This window comes from Streptomyces coeruleofuscus (genome assembly GCF_039532725.1).
Taxonomy (GTDB): domain Bacteria; phylum Actinomycetota; class Actinomycetes; order Streptomycetales; family Streptomycetaceae; genus Streptomyces; species Streptomyces coeruleofuscus.
The window spans coordinates 93,878-111,144 of sequence record NZ_BAAASE010000011.1; the positions used below are offsets into that span (position 1 = coordinate 93,878).

The window sequence follows — 17,267 nt, forward strand, 5'->3', positions numbered from 1 at the left end:
GATAGCCGTGAGCAAGGACCTCTCCCAGACCGCGTACGACCACCTGTGGATGCACTTCACGCGCATGTCGTCGTACGAGAAGTCCCCCGTCCCCACCATCGTCCGGGGCGAGGGCACGTACATCTACGACGACCAGGGCAAGCGCTACCTCGACGGTCTCGCCGGCCTGTTCGTGGTGCAGGCCGGGCACGGCCGGGTCGAACTCGCCGAGACCGCCTCCAAGCAGGCGCAGGAGCTGGCGTTCTTCCCCATCTGGTCCTACGCCCACCCCAAGGCCGTCGAGCTGGCCGAGCGCCTCGCGCACCACGCCCCGGGCGACCTGAACAAGGTCTTCTTCACCACCGGCGGCGGTGAGGCGGTCGAGACCGCCTGGAAGCTCGCCAAGCAGTACTTCAAGCTGGTCGGCAAGCCCACCAAGCACAAGGTCATCTCCCGCGCGGTCGCCTACCACGGCACGCCGCAGGGTGCCCTGTCCATCACCGGTCTGCCCGCTCTGAAGGCGCCGTTCGAGCCCCTGGTGCCGGGCGCCCACAAGGTCCCGAACACGAACATCTACCGGGCGCCGATCCACGGTGACGACCCCGAGGCCTTCGGCCGCTGGGCCGCCGACCAGATCGAGCAGCAGATCCTCTTCGAGGGCCCGGACACGGTCGCCGCGGTCTTCCTCGAGCCGGTGCAGAACGCGGGCGGCTGCTTCCCGCCCCCGCCCGGCTACTTCCGGCGCGTGCGCGAGATCTGCGACCAGTACGACGTGCTGCTCGTGTCCGACGAGGTCATCTGCGCCTTCGGCCGCCTGGGCACGTACTTCGCCTGCGACAAGTTCGACTACGTCCCGGACATGATCACCTGCGCCAAGGGCATGACCTCCGGCTACTCCCCCATAGGCGCGTGCATCGTCTCCGACCGCCTCGCCGAGCCGTTCTACAAGGGCGACAACACCTTCCTGCACGGCTACACCTTCGGCGGCCACCCGGTCTCCGCGGCCGTGGGCCTGGCCAACCTCGACCTGTTCGAGCGCGAGAACCTCAACCAGCACGTCCTGGACAACGAGGGCAACTTCCGCGCCACCCTGGAGAAGCTCCACGACCTGCCGATCGTCGGCGACGTCCGCGGCAACGGCTTCTTCTACGGCATCGAGCTGGTCAAGGACAAGGCGACCAAGGAGTCCTTCGACGCGGACGAGACCGAGCGCGTCCTGTACGGCTTCCTCTCCAAGAAGCTGTACGAGAACGGCCTGTACTGCCGTGCCGACGACCGCGGCGACCCGGTCGTCCAGCTCGCCCCGCCGCTGATCTCCGACCAGTCGACGTTCGACGAGATCGAGCAGATCCTGCGCGCCACCCTCTCGGAGGCGTGGACCAAGCTCTGACCGACCGTCGCTCCGATCGTCTGTTTGGATGATCAACACCGGCCCCGGTGCCCCCCGTTCGAGTGAGAAACGGCGCCCCGGGGCCGCGTGCTGTCCGGCGTCCCGCCGCGCTCTGCCTAGCGTGCCCAGTGACCGATCGGCCCCGCCTTCGTTCCCCCGCACGGGGGATGGCACGGGAACTACGGATCTGAACCGAGGTGTACGCCCATGGAGGCCCCGCCGGACAACGACGTGCTCTGGGCACGCGCCCTGCACTTCCAGCACGACGACGGCTCCCCCGCGCTCAGCGGTGTCTCGCTCGGCGTCCGGGAGAGCGAGATCCTCGCCGTCAGCGGCCCGCGCGGCAGCGGCAAGACGACCCTGCTGCGGTGCCTGTCCGGCCTGGTGCCCGTCCGGCGCGGCGAGGTCTGGTTCAACAGCATGCCCGTGCACACCATGGGCCACCTCACCCGCGAGCGGCTGCGCCGCGACCGCTTCGGCTGGATCGACCCGGCGCCCTCGCTGGTCCCGGAGCTCAACGCCTGGGAGAACACCGCCCTGCCGCTGATGCTGCGCGGCACCAGCAGGCGCCGCGCCAAGAAGGCGGCCCTGGAGTGGCTGGAGCGCCTGGACATCGGCGGGAGCGCCCGCAAACGCCCGCACCAGCTGGTCCAGGCCGAGCGGCAGCGGGTGTGCATCGCCCGTGCCCTCGCCCCCGCCCCGTCGGTACTGTTCGCCGACGAGCCCACGGCGGCCCTGCACCGCGCCGACCGCGCCCATGCGCTGCGCACCCTCACCACGGCGGCCCGTTCCCACGGCATCACGGTCGTCCTGGCCACGCACGACCCGGAGACGGCGGCGCTCGCCGACCGCACGGTGTCCCTGCTCGACGGGCGGCGCGTGCAGACGGTGCACCTGCCGCCGGTCGCCGGGCCCACCGAGACGGAAGGCCGGGCCGCGTGCTCGCTCTCCGTCTGACCCGCGGCTCCCACCCCGCCGTCCAGCTGCGCCGCCTCCTGGTCGCAGCAGCCTCGGCGGGGACGGGATTCCTGTTGCTCTGCACCCTGGGATACGCGCTGGGCCACCCCGGCGCCGCCCTGCTGCGCCTGGCCTGGTGCGTGGCTCCGCTGACCGCGACGGTGTACTTCGCGGTCGCGGTGGCCCGCACCGACCCCGGTACGAAGCCCCGCCCCGGCCTCTCGGCGATCGGCCTCGGCCCGCTGCGCCTGATGGCCGTCTCGGCGACGACGACGGCCCTGTCCTGCACCCTGGGCTCGATGCTGGCCCTGCTGTTCTTCTTGCACCTGCGCGGCGACCTGACGGGCATGCCCTTCGACGGCGCGGCCGCCGAGTCCCTCGCGGCGGACCGGCCGCTGCCGCTCCCGGCAGCCCTGATGTTGCTCTCGATCGTGCCCGGAGCCGCGTCGGTGGCGGTGGCGCTGGCGCTGCGGCCGACGGAGGCGGGGCCGGCCCCGTCCCGGGCGGCCGGGGCGTACGGCCGATTCGGCGCGAACCGGAGCACGAGCACACACGAGACCTTCGGGGCGTACGGCCGATTCGGCCGGCAGATCGTCCGCCCCACGGACAGTCCTGCCACCGGGTCCGCCGAACCCACCGAGCCCGCCGGGCACAACGGCGGGCCGCCGTCCGGGCGTACCGGCACGTCCGTCCCGGCGGCGGCCACGGGCTCGGCCACCCGGGGCGCCGCGGGCACGGTGAGCACGGTCGAGGACCCCGCCGAGCCGTCCGGACCTCGGACGGCGGCACCGGACGCCATGAGCGTCGTGATCCCGGCCGGGAGCGCCGCGCACGCGGCCGGGGACACCGCGACACCCGACACCGCGGTGTCCGAAGTGGCCCTGCCGGACACCGCTCTGTCCGGCAACTCCCCCACCGCCGCCCCCTCCGGTCTCCCGTGGGGCATCACCGTCCTGGCCGCGGGCCTCGCCGTGGAGACCTACACGAGCCGCACCGCCCCCACGCCCCCCGACCTCACCTTCTCCGGCGCCTCCCCCGGCGTCCTGGCGGGCTGGGCGCTGGCCGCCGTCGGCCTGGCCCTGGCCGGTCCGGGCCTGACCCATCTGTGCGGACGGCTGCTCCAGTCGGCCCGCCCCGGCGCCCTCCGGCTCCTGGCCGGCCGGATCCTCATGGCGGAGGCCGACCGGATCGGCCGCCCCCTGGGCGTGGTCTGCGCCGTGCTGGCGGCCGCGTACGCCATGGCACTGCTGCACGCCCCGGACGGGCTGTCGCTCGGTCCGCTCACCACGCTCGGCGTACTGCTGGTGACCGGCTGCACCATGGGGACGCTCCTCACGTCCGCCGTCGAGGCCCGCCAGGCCCGCGCCGACACCACCGCCGCGCTGCTGCGCCTCGGCGCCCCCGCGACGATGCTGCGGAGCGCCGCCGCCCTCCGCGCGGGCGCGCTGCTCGCCCTGTTCGGCCCGCTGACCCTGACGGTCGCCGAGCTGGCGGCGCTGCCGCTGGCCCGCTGAAGCCCGCTGAAGCCCGCTGGAAAACTCGTACGGAAAAAATCTCCGTGCGGCGATGAGTTCCGCACAGGCCCCCGGTCTATCCCCACGTAACGACACGGACTTGATGGGAGAGACCCCGCATGTACCAGCAGATGATCTTCGTGAACCTGTGTGTCAGCGACCTCGACGCCTCGAAGAAGTTCTTCACGGAGCTCGGCTACTCGATCAACGAGCAGTTCAGCGACGACAGCACCGCCTCGGTCGTGATCAGCGAGACCATCGTGGTCATGGTGCACACCAAGGAGAAGTACGCCCAGTTCACCAAGAAGGAGATCGCGGACGCGAAGAAGACCAGCGAGGTGCTGATCGCGCTGAGCTCCGAGAGCCGCGAGAAGGTCGACGAGCTGGTCGAGAAGGCGGTCGCGGCGGGCGGTTCCGTCTCCGGCGAGACCCAGGACCACGGGTTCATGTACGGCCGCGCCTTCGACGACCCGGACGGCCACACCTTCGAGGTCGTGTGGATGGACCCGTCGGCAGTCGAGGGCTGAGACGTGGCTGTGCCAGCATGGGCGGGTGCAGACGATGCCCGCCCATGCGGCCCACCACGACGACCGTGAGATCGAGACACTCGAGGAGTTCGACGCGACCGTCTCCGCGCGCGGCACGCTCGCCGGTCACCGCGTCCAGGCCGTCGACCTGACGGACCGTACGCGCGAACTGCTCACCACGGACACGGCGGGCGCCGTCTTCCTCGGCTGCGCGATGCGCGAGGAGGCCGCCGCGAAGGTCCGCGCGGACGGCGCCCTGGTCTTCCCGCCGGTCCCCGACCTGCCCTTCGACCCGTACCGCGGCCACGTCTACTCGCCGGACGAGCTCTTCGAGTCGCTGCCGGACGGCTACGAGGCCACACCCGACGCCCGGGCGTACGCCTGGTTCCAGCGCACGAAGGCGGACCGGGACATCTACGCCTCCATGCTGCGCGCGGTCCACGACGACTCGGTCTCGGACGCACTCGACGAACTCCTGTCCGGCGCCCGGGTCGTGGGCGTGATGGGCGGCCACGCGATGGCCCGCGGCACGGAGGAGTACGCGGGGGCGGCACGGCTGGGCCGGGAGCTGGCCCGCGCCGGTTTCACGGTCGCCACGGGCGGCGGCCCGGGCGCGATGGAGGCGGCGAACCTCGGCGCGTACGCCGCCCCGTTCGGCGAGGAGATGCTCACCGAGTCGCTCGAACTGCTCGCCAAGGCACCGCGCTTCACGCCGTCGATCACGCAGTGGGCGACGGCCGCCTTCGAGATACGCACGCGCTGGCCGCAGGGCGGGCGTTCCGTCGGCATCCCGACGTGGTTCTACGGCCACGAGCCGCCGAACGCCTTCGCGTCGCACATCGCCAAGTACTTCGCCAACGCCACCCGCGAGGACGGTCTGCTGGCCCGGTCGAACGCAGGTGTGGTGTTCCTGCCGGGGGCCGCCGGCACCGTACAGGAGATCTTCGACAACGCGACGCCCAACTACTACGAGTCGCGGGGCGAGCCGACGCCCATGGTGCTCGTGAACCGGGTGCACTGGACCGAGAAGCTGCCGACGTGGCCGCTGCTCCGGTCGCTGGCCGGCGGCCGTTCGATGGAGGCGCGGATCGCGCTGGTGGAGCGGATCGAGGAGGCGCCGGAGGCGTTGAAACGTCTCGGCGGTTAATAAGCTGGCAAAGCAAGTGCTTGCAACCTGCATATGCGTTGACACTACTTATGCGGCGCTTATAGACCTGTGAGCCTCCCGGTAGTGCTGATGTCCAGTCAACACTGCCTCCACCCCCCGCATTTGCGCATCCTGTAAAGGACAAACGTGGCAGTTCTGTCCGTATCACGCCGTACGGCATCGCGTCGTACCGTCGCACGTTCCCTGCGGATCCTCGGTGTCGCCTCCGCATCGGCCGCGCTCGCGCTCGGCACCGCCGGCAACGCGCTCGCCTGCAACATCAACGAGTTCTCGGCCGAGGCGAAGTGCGATGGCGGCAAGGGCGTCATCACCGTCACCGACGTGGACCCCGCCGGCATCCCGGCGACCGTCACCGTGTACCTCGAGAACAACGGCGCCGACGTCAAGAAGGTCGGCGAGCAGGTGGTCAAGGGCTCGCGCGAGGGCACCACCATCACCTTCGCCGAGGACTGGAAGCCGAACGCGGAGTACCGCATCCACGTCAAGGCCACTCCGTACGTCGACGAGGACATCAAGCCGAACCTCGTCACCCCGGCCACGGCCTGCAAGAAGGAAGAGGAGAAGCCGCCGGCTACCGAGCCGGCCACGCCGACCCCGTCGGCCTCCCCGTCGAAGCCTGCCGAGGAGACCGACACCCCGGCCGACACCCCGGCTCCGGCGCCGTCGGAGAGCGAGAGCACCACGCCGGCGGGCAACGCGCCCGCGCCGGCGGCCGGTGACTCCAACCTCGCCGAGACCGGTGCCGACTCCAACACCGGCATCATCGCCGGCATCGCGGCGGCCCTGGTCGTCGTCGGTGGCGGCGCTGTGTTCTTCGGCATGCGCCGTCGCGGGGCGAGCAACAGCGACAGCTGACGCCCGCGCATCAGCGCCCGGTGGTGGCCCGTACCCTTCGCGGGGGCGGGCCATCGCCTGTTCCCGGCCCTAACCGAAGGTCGCCCGCTCCAGCCAGAACTCCAGCAGTTCCCGCTCCCCCAGCACCTCCAACTCCGGGGCGTCCAGCGGCAGCCGGCGGTAGAAGGCGAGCAGGACGGGGGTGAGCGGACCGCGCAGGGCGACGGTGGCCTTCTCGTGGCCGCGGCGCCAGGCGACACCGTCCTCGGTGAGCTCGATGAGCCACTCGGCGTTCAGGCCCGGCCCTGTGTCGGTGGCGTGCAGGTGGATGCTGCGGCCCGGGCCGCGCAGTTCCCGCGCCGCGTCGTGCGGTGCCGTCCGCTGGACGAACTCGACGATCTGGAGCCATTCGTCGATCGCGTCGGCGGCGACGTCGGGCGCGACCTCGTAGGGCAGTCCGGCGGCGAGCGTGGCGTCCGCGCGGTGCACGGTGATCTCGTGTGTCATCCGGCGGGCCCAGAACCCGGAGTTGAGGATCCCCGCCCAGCTCCACACCTTCGTGTCCGGCCCGGCCTCCCGCAGCGCCGCGACGACCTGCTCGCCGCTCTCCGTCAGCCATGCGTCCAGTACGGCGGCGTCACCCCGGGTTCCGGGTCCGGCGAGGCCAGGCACCCGCTCCTCGGGCACCTCCTCCTCGGCCCGGGTCCGCACGATGAACTCCACCCAGCGCAGGGCGCCGCCCGTGTGCCGGACCAGGTCCTCCAGCGACCAGTCCGGACAGGTCGGCACCGTGCCGGACAGATCGGCGCCGGACGTGACCACGGACCTCAACAGGCCGACCTGGTGGGCGATTTCGTCGCAGTAGCGTTCGTGTGCGAGTAACGTCATGCCCCGCACCCTAGGCGGCAGCCGATCAGCCCAGCACCACGATTTCGGCAGCGTCGAACTCCGCCCCGACCTCGTCCCCGGTCTCCGGTGCCGCCCGCAGCGCGCACGCCGCCTCCAGGCGCGGGCCGTCCTCCGGCTGGAGGTGGACGGCGACATGGGTGCCCTTGAAGGTGCGCGCGGTCACCGTGCAGCGCAGGCCCGCGCCGGCGGGCACCAGGCGCACACCGGCGGGCCGCACGAGCAGGGTCCGCGTGCCCTGCGGGGCGTCCTCCGGCACCGGCACCTTGCCCCACGGCGTGTCCGCGGCCTCCGCCCCGACCGTCGCCTCGACGACGTTCTCGAAGCCGAGGAAGCGGGCCACGAACGCGTCGGCCGGCCGCTGCCACACCTCAAGAGGCGTACCGGACTGGGCGATCCGCCCGTCCCGCATCACCACGACCCGGTCGGCCAGCGCGAAGGCCTCCCCCTGGTCGTGCGTCACGGCGAGCACCGTCGTGCCCAAACGGCCGAAGAGTTCCTTCAGTTCGACGACCAGCCGCTCCCTGAGCGACCGGTCGAGCTGCCCCAGCGGCTCGTCCAGCATCAGCAGCCGGGGGCTCGGCGCCAGAGCACGGGCCAGCGCCACCCGCTGCTGCTCCCCGCCGGACAGCGCCGCGACGGCCCGGCGGGACGCGCCCGGCAGGCCGACCAGGTCCAGCAACTCCTGTACGCGCTCAGCCTGTTGCCGCTTCGACGCCCCGTGCATGCGCAGTCCGAAGGCGACGTTGCCCCCCACGTCCCGCTGCGGGAACAGCTGGTGGTCCTGGAACATCAGCCCGACCCCGCGCCGGTGCGCGGGCACGCCCGCCTGGTCGCGTCCGTCGAGCGACACCCGCCCGGAGTCGAGCGGTTGCAGCCCCGCCACCGCCCGCAGCAGCGTCGACTTGCCGCTGCCGCTGGGTCCGAGCACGCACACGACCTCGTGCTCGGCGACCTCCAGATCGACGGCGTCCAGCACGGCACGCCCGCCGAAACGGACCGTCGCGCCTTCCAGGGCCAGCAGCATCAGAACTCCCCGCTCCGGTCGGTGCGAAGCCTCTCCAGCACCAGCAGGGCCACGGCGCACACCACCATCAGAATCGTTGAAAGGGCCATCGCCTGACCGTAGTTGAGCTCCCCGGGCCGCCCCAGCAGCCGCGCCACGGCCACCGGCAGCGTCGGGTTGTCGGGCCGCGCGATGAACACCGTCGCCCCGAACTCCCCGAGCGACACCGCGAAGGCGAACCCGGCCGCGATCAGCAGCGCCCGCCGCACCATCGGCAGGTCCACCTCACGCCACACCCGCCAGGGCGAGGCCCCCAGCACCGAGGCCGCCTCCCGCAGCCGCACGTCCACCGCCCGCAGGACGGGCAGCATCGTCCGCACGACGAACGGCACACCGACCAGTGCCTGCGCGAGCGGCACCAGGATCCACGAGGACCTCAGATCCAGCGGCGGCTCGTCCAGGGCGATCAGGAACCCGAAGCCCACGGTCACCGCGGACACCCCGAGCGGCAGCATCAGCAGCGCGTCGAAGCCGCGCACGAACCGCCCGGCGTCCCGGCGGGTGAGCGCGACGGATGCGAGCCCCCCGATCACCACGGCGATGAGGGTGGCGGCGACGGCGTACGACAGGGAATTGCCGATCGCCTCGATCGGCGCGACCAGGAACACCCCACCGTCGTCCCTGGTCAAGGCCCGGTAGTAGCCGAAGCCGGGCGCGTCAAGGGACCGCTCCACCAGCACCGCGAGCGGCAGCAGGAGCAGCACGACGGCGGTGACGAGCACCCCGCCCAGCAGCGCCCACTGCCCGGTGCCGCGCGGTCGGCGCGCGGTCACGGACGGGTCCACCAGCCGCAGCGCGGTCTCCCGCCGTCGTACGGTCCAGGCGTGCAGGGCGAGGATCGCGCCCACCGCGACGAACTGGATCAACGTCAGCACGGCCGCCGTGGACAGGTCGAAGATCTCCGACGTCTGCCGGTAGATCTCCACCTCCAGGGTCGAGAAGGTGGGCCCGCCGAGGATCTGGACGACACCGAAGGAGGTGAAGGTGAACAGGAAGACCATGAGCGCGGCGGCGGCCACGGCGGGACCGAGCGCCGGCAGCGTGACCTGCCGCCAGGCCCGCAGCGGCGACGCGCCGAGCATCCGGGCGGCCTCCTCCTGCCGCGGGTCGAGCTGCGCCCAGAGCCCGCCGACGGTCCGTACGACGACCGCGTAGTTGAAGAAGACGTGCGCGAGCAGGATCGCCCACACGGTGGTGTCCAGCCGCACGCCCCACAGCTCGTCGAGCAGCCCGCCCCGCCCGACCAGCGCCAGGAAGGCCGTACCGACGACGACCGTCGGCAGCACGAACGGCACGGTCACCGCCGCCCGCAGGACCTGCTTGCCGCGGAAGTCGAAGCGCGCGAAGACGTACGCGCCGGGCAGCGCGACCAGCAGCGTGAGCACCGTCGAGACGACCGCCTGCCAGGTGGTGAACCACAGGACGTGCCGGACGTCGGACTGCGCCAGCACCTCCCCGATCCGCCCGAACTGCCAGACGCCGTCGACCTCCAGACCGCGCGCGACGATCGCGGCGACGGGGTAGGCGAAGAAGACCGCGAAGAACGCGACGGGCAGGGCGAGGAGCCCGAGCCGCGCCGCGCTCCCGCGCCGGTCCCTGCCGACGGCTGCTTCGGTTGGTCCCGTTACTTCAGTACGAGCGAGGTCCACGACTTGACCCACTGGTCACGGCGGTCGGCGATCTTCGCCGGGTCCATGGTCTCCGGGTCCTTCGCCTGCGGCCCGTACTTCACGAACTCCGGCGGCACCTGGGCGCCCTCACGCACCGGGTACACGTACATGTTGAGCGGCATGTCCTCCTGGAACCGCTCGCTGATCAGGAAGTCGAGGAACGCCTTGCCGCCCTTGGTGTTCTTGGCGTTGCTCAGCAGCCCGGCGTACTCGACCTGCCGGAAGCAGGTGCCCTGCGCGACCCCGGTCGGCGCGGTGCTGGGCTTCGGGTCGGTGTAGACGACCTCGACGGGCGGCGAGGAGGCGTACGACACGACGAGCGGCCGGTCCCCCTTGGCCTTCTTCCCGCCGGCCGAGCCGGAGAACTCCTCGTTGTAGGCCTGCTCCCAGCCGTCGACGACCTTCACGCCGTTGGCCTTGAGCTTCTTCCAGTACCCCTCCCAGCCCCCGTCGCCGTACTTGGCGGCGGTGCCCAGCAGGAAGCCGAGGCCGGGCGAGGAGGTGGAGGCGTTCTCGGTGACCAGGAGGTTCTTGTACTGGGGCTTGACCAGGTCGTCGAAGCTCCGCGGCGGGTCGAGCTTGTGGTCGGCGAAGTACTTCTTGTCGTAGTTGACGCAGATGTCGCCGGTGTCCACGGGCGTGACCCGGTGCTTGTCCTGGTCGGCCCGGTACTCCGGCGCGATCCGGTCCGAGCCCTTCGCCTCGTACGGCTGGAACAGGCCATTGTCGAGTGCGCGGGACAGCAGCGTGTTGTCGACGCCGAAGAAGACGTCGCCCTGCGGGTTGTCCTTGGTCAGGATGGCCTTGTTCACGGCCTGCCCGGCGTCGCCGTCCTCGAGGACGTTCACCTTGTAGCCGGACTGCTTCTCGAACGCCGCGATGACGCCCTTCGAGGCGGCCCACGAGTTGTGGCTGACGAGGGTCACGGTCTTGGAGTCGCCGGACCCCTGGCCGCCGTCGGACGACCCGCACGCGGCGAGCGTGCCGGCCATGCCGAGCCCGACGGCCACCGCCGTCAGCCGCTTGATGTTGTTGCTCACTGGATTCCTCCTGGAGGACCAGGAGAAGACGCGGCCCTGCCCGGGATCCCTGGGATTCCCGGGCAGGGCGCAACAGCTCGAGTGATGACCGATCTCCCTACCCAGAATGACCTGGGCCAGGTTCGGAGGGTCTGCGGCCGTGTGCCGCACTCTCAGCGCTGTGGCGCTCCCCTGTCGGAATATGAAGGTGTCGGAAAATACGGTTGTGCTTACGCCGGTCAGACTACCGTTCGGTCGCCGCGAGCTGACCACACGCCCCGTCGATCTCCTGACCACGGGTGTCCCGGATCGTCACCGGCACACCGTGCGCGGCGATGGCCTCCACGAACGCCTTCTCGTCCTCCGGCCGGGAAGCCGTCCACTTCGACCCGGGCGTCGGGTTGAGCGGGATCAGGTTCACGTGCACGGGCCTGCCCTTGAGCATCCGCCCGAGCCGGTCACCGCGCCAGGCCTGATCGTTGATGTCCCGGATCAGCGCGTACTCGATGGACAGCCGGCGTCCGGACTTGGCGCTGTACTCGAAGCCTGCGTCCAGCACCTCCCGGACCTTCCACCGCGTGTTCACGGGCACGAGGGTGTCGCGCAGCTCGTCGTCGGGGGCGTGCAGCGAGATCGCGAGGCGGCACTTGAGGCCCTCGTCGGAGAACCGGTGGATGGCCGGGACGAGACCGACCGTCGAGACGGTGATCCCGCGCTGCGACAGCCCCAGCCCGTCGGGCTCGGGGTCGGTGAGCCGCCGGATGGAGCCGAGGACCCGGTTGTAGTTGGCGAGCGGCTCACCCATGCCCATGAACACGATGTTGCTGAGCCGCGCCGGCCCGCCCGGCACCTCACCGTCCCTGAGCGCCCGCATACCGTCCACGATCTGGTGCACGATCTCGGCGGTGGACAGATTCCGGTCGAGCCCCGCCTGCCCGGTCGCACAGAACGGGCAGTTCATCCCGCACCCGGCCTGCGAGCTGATGCACATGGTCACCCGGTCCGGGTAGCGCATCAGCACGGACTCGACGAGCGTCCCGTCGAACAGCCGCCACAGCGTCTTGCGCGTGGTGCCCTGGTCGGTCGACAGGTGCCGCACGACGGTCATCAACTCGGGGAGCAACGCCTCCTGGAGCCGGCCACGGGAGCCGGCCGGGATATCGGTCCACTGCTCCGGATCGTGCGCGTACCGCGCGAAGTAGTGCTGCGAGAGCTGCTTGGCACGAAACGGCTTCTCCCCGACAGCGACCACGGCCTCCTTGCGCTCGGCAGGAGTGAGGTCGGCGAGATGCCGCGGCGGCTTCTTGGCTCCGCGGGGGGCGACGAAAGTGAGTTCTCCGGGCTTAGGCATGGCCGTACCAGTGTCGCAGATCGACTTGGGTGACCTGAGACTGTCGCCCGCTACGACTGCGACGCCTGTGGTACTTGCACGACAGACCTCTCAGTTGATCACCGAGGTGCCTCGTTCCTGCCCGTCACACTCCGAGCATGTGAACCCTCGCCGAAGGCCGTCCAGCGTTCCGGGCCGAGCCACTAGGCCCGTTCCCCGGTCGTCTCTGCCCTGAGTTTCACCGCACGCTCACGCGGGTCGTACCCGGAACCAACGCCCTCGACCAGCACGACGTCCCCGTCGATGTGGTCGGTCCGCAGTCGCAGGATCTCCTGGTACGCGGGGGACGCGTACCAGGCGCGGGCCTCCGCCAGGCCGGGGAACTCAATCAGCACCATGCTGCCTGGCCAGCTCCCCTCCACCACCTCAGTCGGCGGGCCGTGGATGAGGAAGCGGCCGTCAAATGGGTCGAGGGTGTCTTGGATGCGTTCCAAGTACTCAAGGACGTCAGGGTGGTGACGGCGATCACGTAGGTGGGCAAAGCCATATGCGGGCACGTCCGCTTCCTTCGTTCGCTCCGGTACGACGGCTTGAACGTAGCCGCGCGCTGCGCACGCCGCGATTACCTTCGAGGTAAGCGCCGGACGGACCGCTCAGGTCCGACTTGGTCGCTCCTTCGAGGCGCCGCCCGAAACAGCCGGCCTACCTGCCGCCCCTCTCTCCAAAGCCCGACGGCACAGTTAATCTCGGGCCATGCCCGAGACATCGGTGGCGCACTTCTACGACGACCTTGCTGACGACTACCACCTGATCTATTCAGACTGGGACGCGAGCATCCGTCGGCAGGGGGGCGCCCTGGACGCCCTGATCGGTCAAGATCGGGCGGCGGTCCTGGACTGTTCCTGCGGCATCGGTACGCAGGCCATCGGTCTGGCGCTGCGCGGGCACCGGGTCACCGGGACCGACCTCAGCCCCCGCGCCGCCGCCCGCGCTGCGCGTGAGGCCGCCCGCCGGGGGCTGAGCCTGCGCACGGCCGCTGCCGACATGCGACGCCTCCCCTTTCCTGATGACCGGTTCGACACGGTCGTCTGCGCCGACAACTCGCTGCCTCACCTGCTGACTGAGCAGGATGTGTACGCCGCCCTGGCAGAGATGCGCCGCGTGCTGCGTCCCCAGGGGCTGCTGCTGGTCAGCACGCGCCCCTACGACGACCTGCTGCGCGACCGCCCGGCTTCGACGCCTCCTCAAGTCCACAGGAACGTCGACCGCGCCGAGGGCGAAGAACGGACCGTCACCTTTCAGCTCTGGCACTGGCACGACGACGGCGAGCACTACGACCTGGAGCACTTCCAACTCCTCCCGGCAGGCGGCGAATGGCGTGTCCAGGTCCGCCGTACCACTTACTGGGCACTCGGCCAGAACCGGCTGGCCGGCCTCGCAGCCGAGGCCGGGTTCGTCGACGCCGAGTGGCGGATGCCGCAGGAGACGCGCTTCTTCCAGCCGCTGCTCGTGGCCCGCGCCGGTGAGTAGGTGTCGCCTCACAAGTCGGCCGTACTTCTTCAGAGGCCCTCCTCTCCCGTGTGCTCCAGCCGGTCCTTGAGGATCTGCTCGTTGCGCGGCAGTTCCTTGCGGACCTGGGGGCGTACGACGAGCGGGACGAGGACCTTGCCGACGCCGTGACCCTCGAAGTCGACCTCGATCGTCACGTGGGAGCGCCGCCCCTCGTCGAACGGCTCGACCTCGCCGTGCACCCGTGCCCGGACGGGTCCGTCGACACCCCGCATGCCCCAGCTGTGCGGCGGGTCGTACTCCGTGACCTCCATGGTCATCGGCATGACCCGGCGGCCGATGTGCCGGGTGACCCGCATCCGGGAGCCGACGCCGACGGGCCCCTCGTCGAGGCGTTCCGCGGACACGGCGCTCAGCTGCCACTCCGGCAGCCGCTGGGCGTCCGTGACGTAGTCGTAGACGTCCTCGGGACGCCGGTCGACATCGATGGTCTGTCGAATGCTGGACATGATGTCCCCCTTTGCGGCGTACACCTGAATCGTCCCACTTGGTGACGCCGCAGGCACCTCCGCACAACGGCAGCGAGCCCCCGCCGGTCATCGGACGGGGGCTCGCCATACGAACCGTAGAGCCGTGTCGCCTCAGCCGGACCCGACGAAGAGCACGAGCAACAGCCACACCACAGGAGCCGTGGGCAACAGCGAGTCCAGCCGGTCCATGATGCCGCCATGACCCGGCAGCAGCGTGCCCATGTCCTTGATGCCGAGGTCCCGCTTGATCATGGACTCGCCGAGGTCGCCGAGCGTGGCGCTGACCGCGACCGCGAGGCCGAGCAGCAGTCCCTGCCACCAGGCACCGCCGTCGATGAGGAACTCCAGGCACAGCGCGCCCACCACCATGGCGAAGGCGACCGCGCCGAGCAGACCCTCGCGGGTCTTTCCGGGACTGATGCGCGGGGCGAGCTTGTGACGGCCGAAACGCCAGCCGACCGCGTAGGCACCGGTGTCGCTGACGACCGTGAGCAGCAGGAACGTCAGCACCCGCTGCGGCCCGTCGTCCGCCGTCAGCATCATCGCGACGAAGGTCGCCAGGAACGGCACGTAGAACACGGCGAAGACGCCCGCCGTGACGTCCCTGAGGTAGTTCTCGGGCGGCTCCGTCATGCGCCACACCAGCACGGCCAGTGCCGTGAGCGCCATGGCGACCCAGGCACCCTCGGCGCCCCGGACGTACCCGGCGACGACCATCGCGGCACCGCCGAGCGCGAGCGGCACGAGGGGCGCCCGGATGCCCTTGCGTTCGTCCAGCCGCTTGGTCAGCTCCCAGAGGCCCACCACGACGGCGACCGCGACCACGCCGACGAACACGGCCTTGACGACGAACAGCGACGCGACGATCACGGCGCCCAGCCCGACCCCGACCCCTATCGCGGCACTCAGGTCGCGACCCGCGCTCTTCTTCTGCGGCTTGGGTGCCGGCTCTGCGGCGTCGGGCATGGGCTCCGGATTCGTCTCGTTCCGGACCGGGGAGCCGCTCAGCCGAGCAGCCCCCCGGTCGTCATCCTGGTCTCCGCCGTACGCGGCTACGTCGGGCACGATGGGCATGGCGCGAGTCTGAGGCGCGCGTCCATCATGCGCATCGTATGCGGGACCCGCCGGAGCGGCCCCCTGGGCGTACCCATGGCCAGGGCTGGGGGCGTGGCCAGGGCTGTGGGCGTGCCCCTGGCCATGCCCTTGGTCGGTGGGCCCCCAGTACCCGGCCTGCGGCGGCGCCCCCCAGGAAGAGTCGTTCATCAGACCTCGAGCAGCTCCGCTTCCTTGTGCTTCAGGAGCTCGTCCACCTGCGCCACGTACTTGTGGGTGGTGTCGTCGAGCTCCTTCTCCGCACGGCGGCCCTCGTCCTCGCCGATCTCGCCGTCCTTGATCAGCTTGTCGATGGCGTCCTTGGCCTTGCGGCGCACGGAGCGGATGGAGACCTTGGCGTCCTCACCCTTGCTCTTGGCGACCTTGATGTACTCGCGGCGGCGCTCCTCGGTCAGCTCGGGGAACACCACCCGGATGATGTTGCCGTCGTTGCTCGGGTTGACGCCGAGGTCGGAGTCGCGGATCGCCTGCTCGATGTTGCGCAGCGCGCTCTTGTCGAACGGGGTCACCACGGCCATGCGCGGCTCGGGCACCGAGAACGAGGCCAGCTGGTTGATCGGGGTCGGCGCGCCGTAGTAGTCGGCCACGATCTTGTTGAACATCGCCGGGTGCGCACGGCCGGTGCGGATCGCGGCGAAGTCCTCCTTGGCGACCACGACGGCCTTCTCCATCTTCTCCTCGGCCTCGAGGAGGGTCTCTTCGATCACCACTTGCTCCTGCGTGTCTTGAGTAGGCCCGGCTGCGGTTCCATGTGGGGCGGCGGCCGGCTGCGTCGCGTCTTCTTCCTGCACGGTTCCCGACCGGCAGGACATTGTCCATCCCCCGGCCCGGCTCCGTCCCGTCCGTCCCCCGGACGGGGTTGTTCTCGGGGACTTCAGTCCCGGCTGCCGGGGTCCCCCACCAGCGTGCCGATCTTCTCACCCTTGACGGCGCGCCCGATGTTGCCCTCAGCCAGCAACTCGAAGACCACGATCGGGAGCTTGTTGTCGCGGCACAGCGTCACGGCCGTGGCGTCGGCGACCTTCAGATCGCGGGTGATGACCTCGCCGTAGCCGAGGTGGTCGAACTTCACGGCGTCCGGGTTGGTCTTCGGGTCGGAGTCGTAGACCCCGTCCACGCCGTTCTTGCCCATCAGCAGCGCCTCGGCGTCGATCTCCAGGGCGCGCTGGGCGGCGGTGGTGTCGGTGGAGAAGTACGGCATGCCCATACCGGCACCGAAGATGACCACACGGCCCTTCTCCAGGTGCCGTACGGCGCGCAGCGGGATGTACGGCTCGGCCACCTGGCCCATGGTGATGGCGGTCTGCACGCGGCAGTCCACCCCCACCTTCTCCAGGAAGTCCTGGAGGGCCAGGCAGTTCATGACGGTGCCGAGCATGCCCATGTAGTCGGAGCGGGCCCGGTCCATGCCGCGCTGCTGGAGCTCGGCACCGCGGAAGAAGTTGCCGCCGCCGATGACGACCGCGATCTGCGCACCGTCGCGCACGACGGCCGCGATCTCGCGGGCGATCTTGTGCACCACGTCGGGGTCGACGCCCAGGCCGCCACCGCCGGAGAAGGCCTCTCCGGACAGCTTCAGCAGAAACCGGCCGCGTACTTTGCCGTCGTCGCTCTTCTGGGCCTTGGTGGTCATGGGGGATCCCGCCTCTTTCACGTGTTGCACATACGAAGAAGGCCATTGCCGGTGGGGCGTGGTTCACATCCCATACGGCAATGGCCTCCTCGTCAGATCTGCTGTCGTCCGCCACCCATGTG

General features: G+C 70.6%; 17 protein-coding genes and 1 riboswitch. Of the genes, 7 read left to right on the plus strand and 10 right to left on the minus strand.

All coding sequences use genetic code 11. The features are described 5' to 3' along the window. Positions 1 to 7: 7 nt before the first annotated feature. The 6 genes from ABFX81_RS34045 (at position 8) to ABFX81_RS34070 (ending at position 6,390) form a co-directional block, all read left to right on the plus strand. Positions 8 to 1,369 (plus strand): aspartate aminotransferase family protein, encoded by a 1,362-nt coding sequence (locus ABFX81_RS34045; RefSeq protein WP_346139152.1) that lies wholly within the window; start codon positions 8 to 10, stop codon positions 1,367 to 1,369. Between the two features lie 207 nt (positions 1,370 to 1,576). Beyond that, positions 1,577 to 2,326 carry an ATP-binding cassette domain-containing protein gene (locus ABFX81_RS34050; protein ID WP_086853995.1) on the plus strand — a complete coding sequence of 250 codons (750 nt, stop codon included), beginning with the start codon at positions 1,577 to 1,579 and terminating at the stop codon, positions 2,324 to 2,326. Further along, complete coding sequence (locus ABFX81_RS34055) at positions 2,308 to 3,840, plus strand: hypothetical protein (RefSeq protein WP_346139153.1); 1,533 nt, start codon at positions 2,308 to 2,310, stop codon at positions 3,838 to 3,840. The genes ABFX81_RS34050 and ABFX81_RS34055 overlap by 19 nt, the downstream gene beginning before the upstream one ends. A gap of 119 nt (positions 3,841 to 3,959) precedes the next feature. After that, the gene (locus tag ABFX81_RS34060) at positions 3,960 to 4,367 is read left to right on the plus strand and encodes a VOC family protein (RefSeq protein WP_086843153.1); all 408 of its coding nucleotides are present in this window, start codon (positions 3,960 to 3,962) and stop codon (positions 4,365 to 4,367) included. A gap of 25 nt (positions 4,368 to 4,392) precedes the next feature. Continuing rightward, positions 4,393 to 5,514, plus strand: coding sequence for an SLOG cluster 4 domain-containing protein (locus ABFX81_RS34065; protein WP_086843155.1), 1,122 nt, complete (start codon positions 4,393 to 4,395; stop codon positions 5,512 to 5,514). Between the two features lie 147 nt (positions 5,515 to 5,661). Next, positions 5,662 to 6,390, plus strand: coding sequence for an LAETG motif-containing sortase-dependent surface protein (locus tag ABFX81_RS34070; protein WP_346139155.1), 729 nt, complete (start codon positions 5,662 to 5,664; stop codon positions 6,388 to 6,390). 69 nt (positions 6,391 to 6,459) lie between these two features. On the opposite strand, the gene ABFX81_RS34075 is transcribed toward ABFX81_RS34070, so the two are convergent. The 6 genes from ABFX81_RS34075 to ABFX81_RS34100 all read right to left on the minus strand — a co-directional run bounded on the left by ABFX81_RS34075 (position 6,460) and on the right by ABFX81_RS34100 (position 12,917). Next, positions 6,460 to 7,257: a maleylpyruvate isomerase N-terminal domain-containing protein gene (locus ABFX81_RS34075; protein ID WP_086843157.1), complete on the minus strand. Its 798-nt coding sequence runs from the start codon at positions 7,255 to 7,257 to the stop codon at positions 6,460 to 6,462. 25 nt (positions 7,258 to 7,282) lie between these two features. After that, a complete protein-coding gene (locus tag ABFX81_RS34080; protein WP_086843159.1) occupies positions 7,283 to 8,302 on the minus strand; it encodes an ATP-binding cassette domain-containing protein in 1,020 nt (339 codons plus the stop codon). Then, positions 8,302 to 9,990: an ABC transporter permease subunit gene (locus tag ABFX81_RS34085; protein WP_086843161.1), complete on the minus strand. Its 1,689-nt coding sequence runs from the start codon at positions 9,988 to 9,990 to the stop codon at positions 8,302 to 8,304. Before ABFX81_RS34085 ends, ABFX81_RS34080 begins: the two co-directional genes overlap by 1 nt. Next, positions 9,966 to 11,003: a thiamine ABC transporter substrate-binding protein gene (locus tag ABFX81_RS34090; protein WP_346139183.1), complete on the minus strand. Its 1,038-nt coding sequence runs from the start codon at positions 11,001 to 11,003 to the stop codon at positions 9,966 to 9,968. Before ABFX81_RS34090 ends, ABFX81_RS34085 begins: the two co-directional genes overlap by 25 nt. Before the next feature lie 124 nt (positions 11,004 to 11,127). After that, positions 11,128 to 11,234: riboswitch (TPP riboswitch) on the minus strand. 40 nt (positions 11,235 to 11,274) lie between these two features. Then, entirely contained in the window at positions 11,275 to 12,381 is a 1,107-nt protein-coding gene (gene rlmN / locus ABFX81_RS34095) for a dual-specificity RNA methyltransferase RlmN (RefSeq protein WP_086843166.1), read from the minus strand. Between the two features lie 182 nt (positions 12,382 to 12,563). Continuing rightward, a complete protein-coding gene (locus ABFX81_RS34100; RefSeq protein WP_086843169.1) occupies positions 12,564 to 12,917 on the minus strand; it encodes a DUF1330 domain-containing protein in 354 nt (117 codons plus the stop codon). Positions 12,918 to 13,113: 196 nt separating this feature from the next. Between ABFX81_RS34100 and ABFX81_RS34105 the strand changes: the two genes are divergently transcribed. Beyond that, a complete protein-coding gene (locus tag ABFX81_RS34105; RefSeq protein WP_086843170.1) occupies positions 13,114 to 13,890 on the plus strand; it encodes a methyltransferase domain-containing protein in 777 nt (258 codons plus the stop codon). Between the two features lie 29 nt (positions 13,891 to 13,919). Here the strand turns inward: ABFX81_RS34105 and ABFX81_RS34110 are convergent, their stop codons facing one another. The 4 genes from ABFX81_RS34110 to pyrH form a co-directional block, all read right to left on the minus strand. Next, complete coding sequence (locus ABFX81_RS34110) at positions 13,920 to 14,378, minus strand: SRPBCC family protein (protein WP_086843219.1); 459 nt, start codon at positions 14,376 to 14,378, stop codon at positions 13,920 to 13,922. A 132-nt stretch (positions 14,379 to 14,510) separates the two neighbouring features. Beyond that, positions 14,511 to 15,662 (minus strand): phosphatidate cytidylyltransferase, encoded by a 1,152-nt coding sequence (locus ABFX81_RS34115; RefSeq protein WP_086843172.1) that lies wholly within the window; start codon positions 15,660 to 15,662, stop codon positions 14,511 to 14,513. Continuing rightward, positions 15,662 to 16,219, minus strand: a complete 558-nt coding sequence (gene frr, locus ABFX81_RS34120) for a ribosome recycling factor (protein WP_059422066.1) — start codon at positions 16,217 to 16,219, stop codon at positions 15,662 to 15,664. The genes ABFX81_RS34115 and frr overlap by 1 nt, the downstream gene beginning before the upstream one ends. 167 nt (positions 16,220 to 16,386) lie before the next feature. Then, the gene (gene pyrH, locus ABFX81_RS34125) at positions 16,387 to 17,145 is read right to left on the minus strand and encodes a UMP kinase (RefSeq protein ID WP_010044452.1); all 759 of its coding nucleotides are present in this window, start codon (positions 17,143 to 17,145) and stop codon (positions 16,387 to 16,389) included. Between the last annotated feature and the right edge of the window lie 122 nt (positions 17,146 to 17,267).

Coding starts and splice junctions, on each gene's coding strand:
- pyrH (WP_010044452.1), bottom strand. CDS start 17,145: ATGACCACCAAGGCCCAGAAGAGCGACGACGGCAAAGTACGCGGCCGG.
- ABFX81_RS34075 (WP_086843157.1), bottom strand. CDS start 7,257: ATGACGTTACTCGCACACGAACGCTACTGCGACGAAATCGCCCACCAG.
- ABFX81_RS34105 (WP_086843170.1), top strand. CDS start 13,114: ATGCCCGAGACATCGGTGGCGCACTTCTACGACGACCTTGCTGACGAC.
- ABFX81_RS34080 (WP_086843159.1), bottom strand. CDS start 8,302: ATGCTGCTGGCCCTGGAAGGCGCGACGGTCCGTTTCGGCGGGCGTGCC.
- ABFX81_RS34090 (WP_346139183.1), bottom strand. CDS start 11,003: ATGGCCGGCACGCTCGCCGCGTGCGGGTCGTCCGACGGCGGCCAGGGG.
- ABFX81_RS34050 (WP_086853995.1), top strand. CDS start 1,577: ATGGAGGCCCCGCCGGACAACGACGTGCTCTGGGCACGCGCCCTGCAC.
- ABFX81_RS34110 (WP_086843219.1), bottom strand. CDS start 14,378: ATGTCCAGCATTCGACAGACCATCGATGTCGACCGGCGTCCCGAGGAC.
- ABFX81_RS34115 (WP_086843172.1), bottom strand. CDS start 15,662: ATGAACGACTCTTCCTGGGGGGCGCCGCCGCAGGCCGGGTACTGGGGG.
- ABFX81_RS34060 (WP_086843153.1), top strand. CDS start 3,960: ATGTACCAGCAGATGATCTTCGTGAACCTGTGTGTCAGCGACCTCGAC.
- rlmN (WP_086843166.1), bottom strand. CDS start 12,381: ATGCCTAAGCCCGGAGAACTCACTTTCGTCGCCCCCCGCGGAGCCAAG.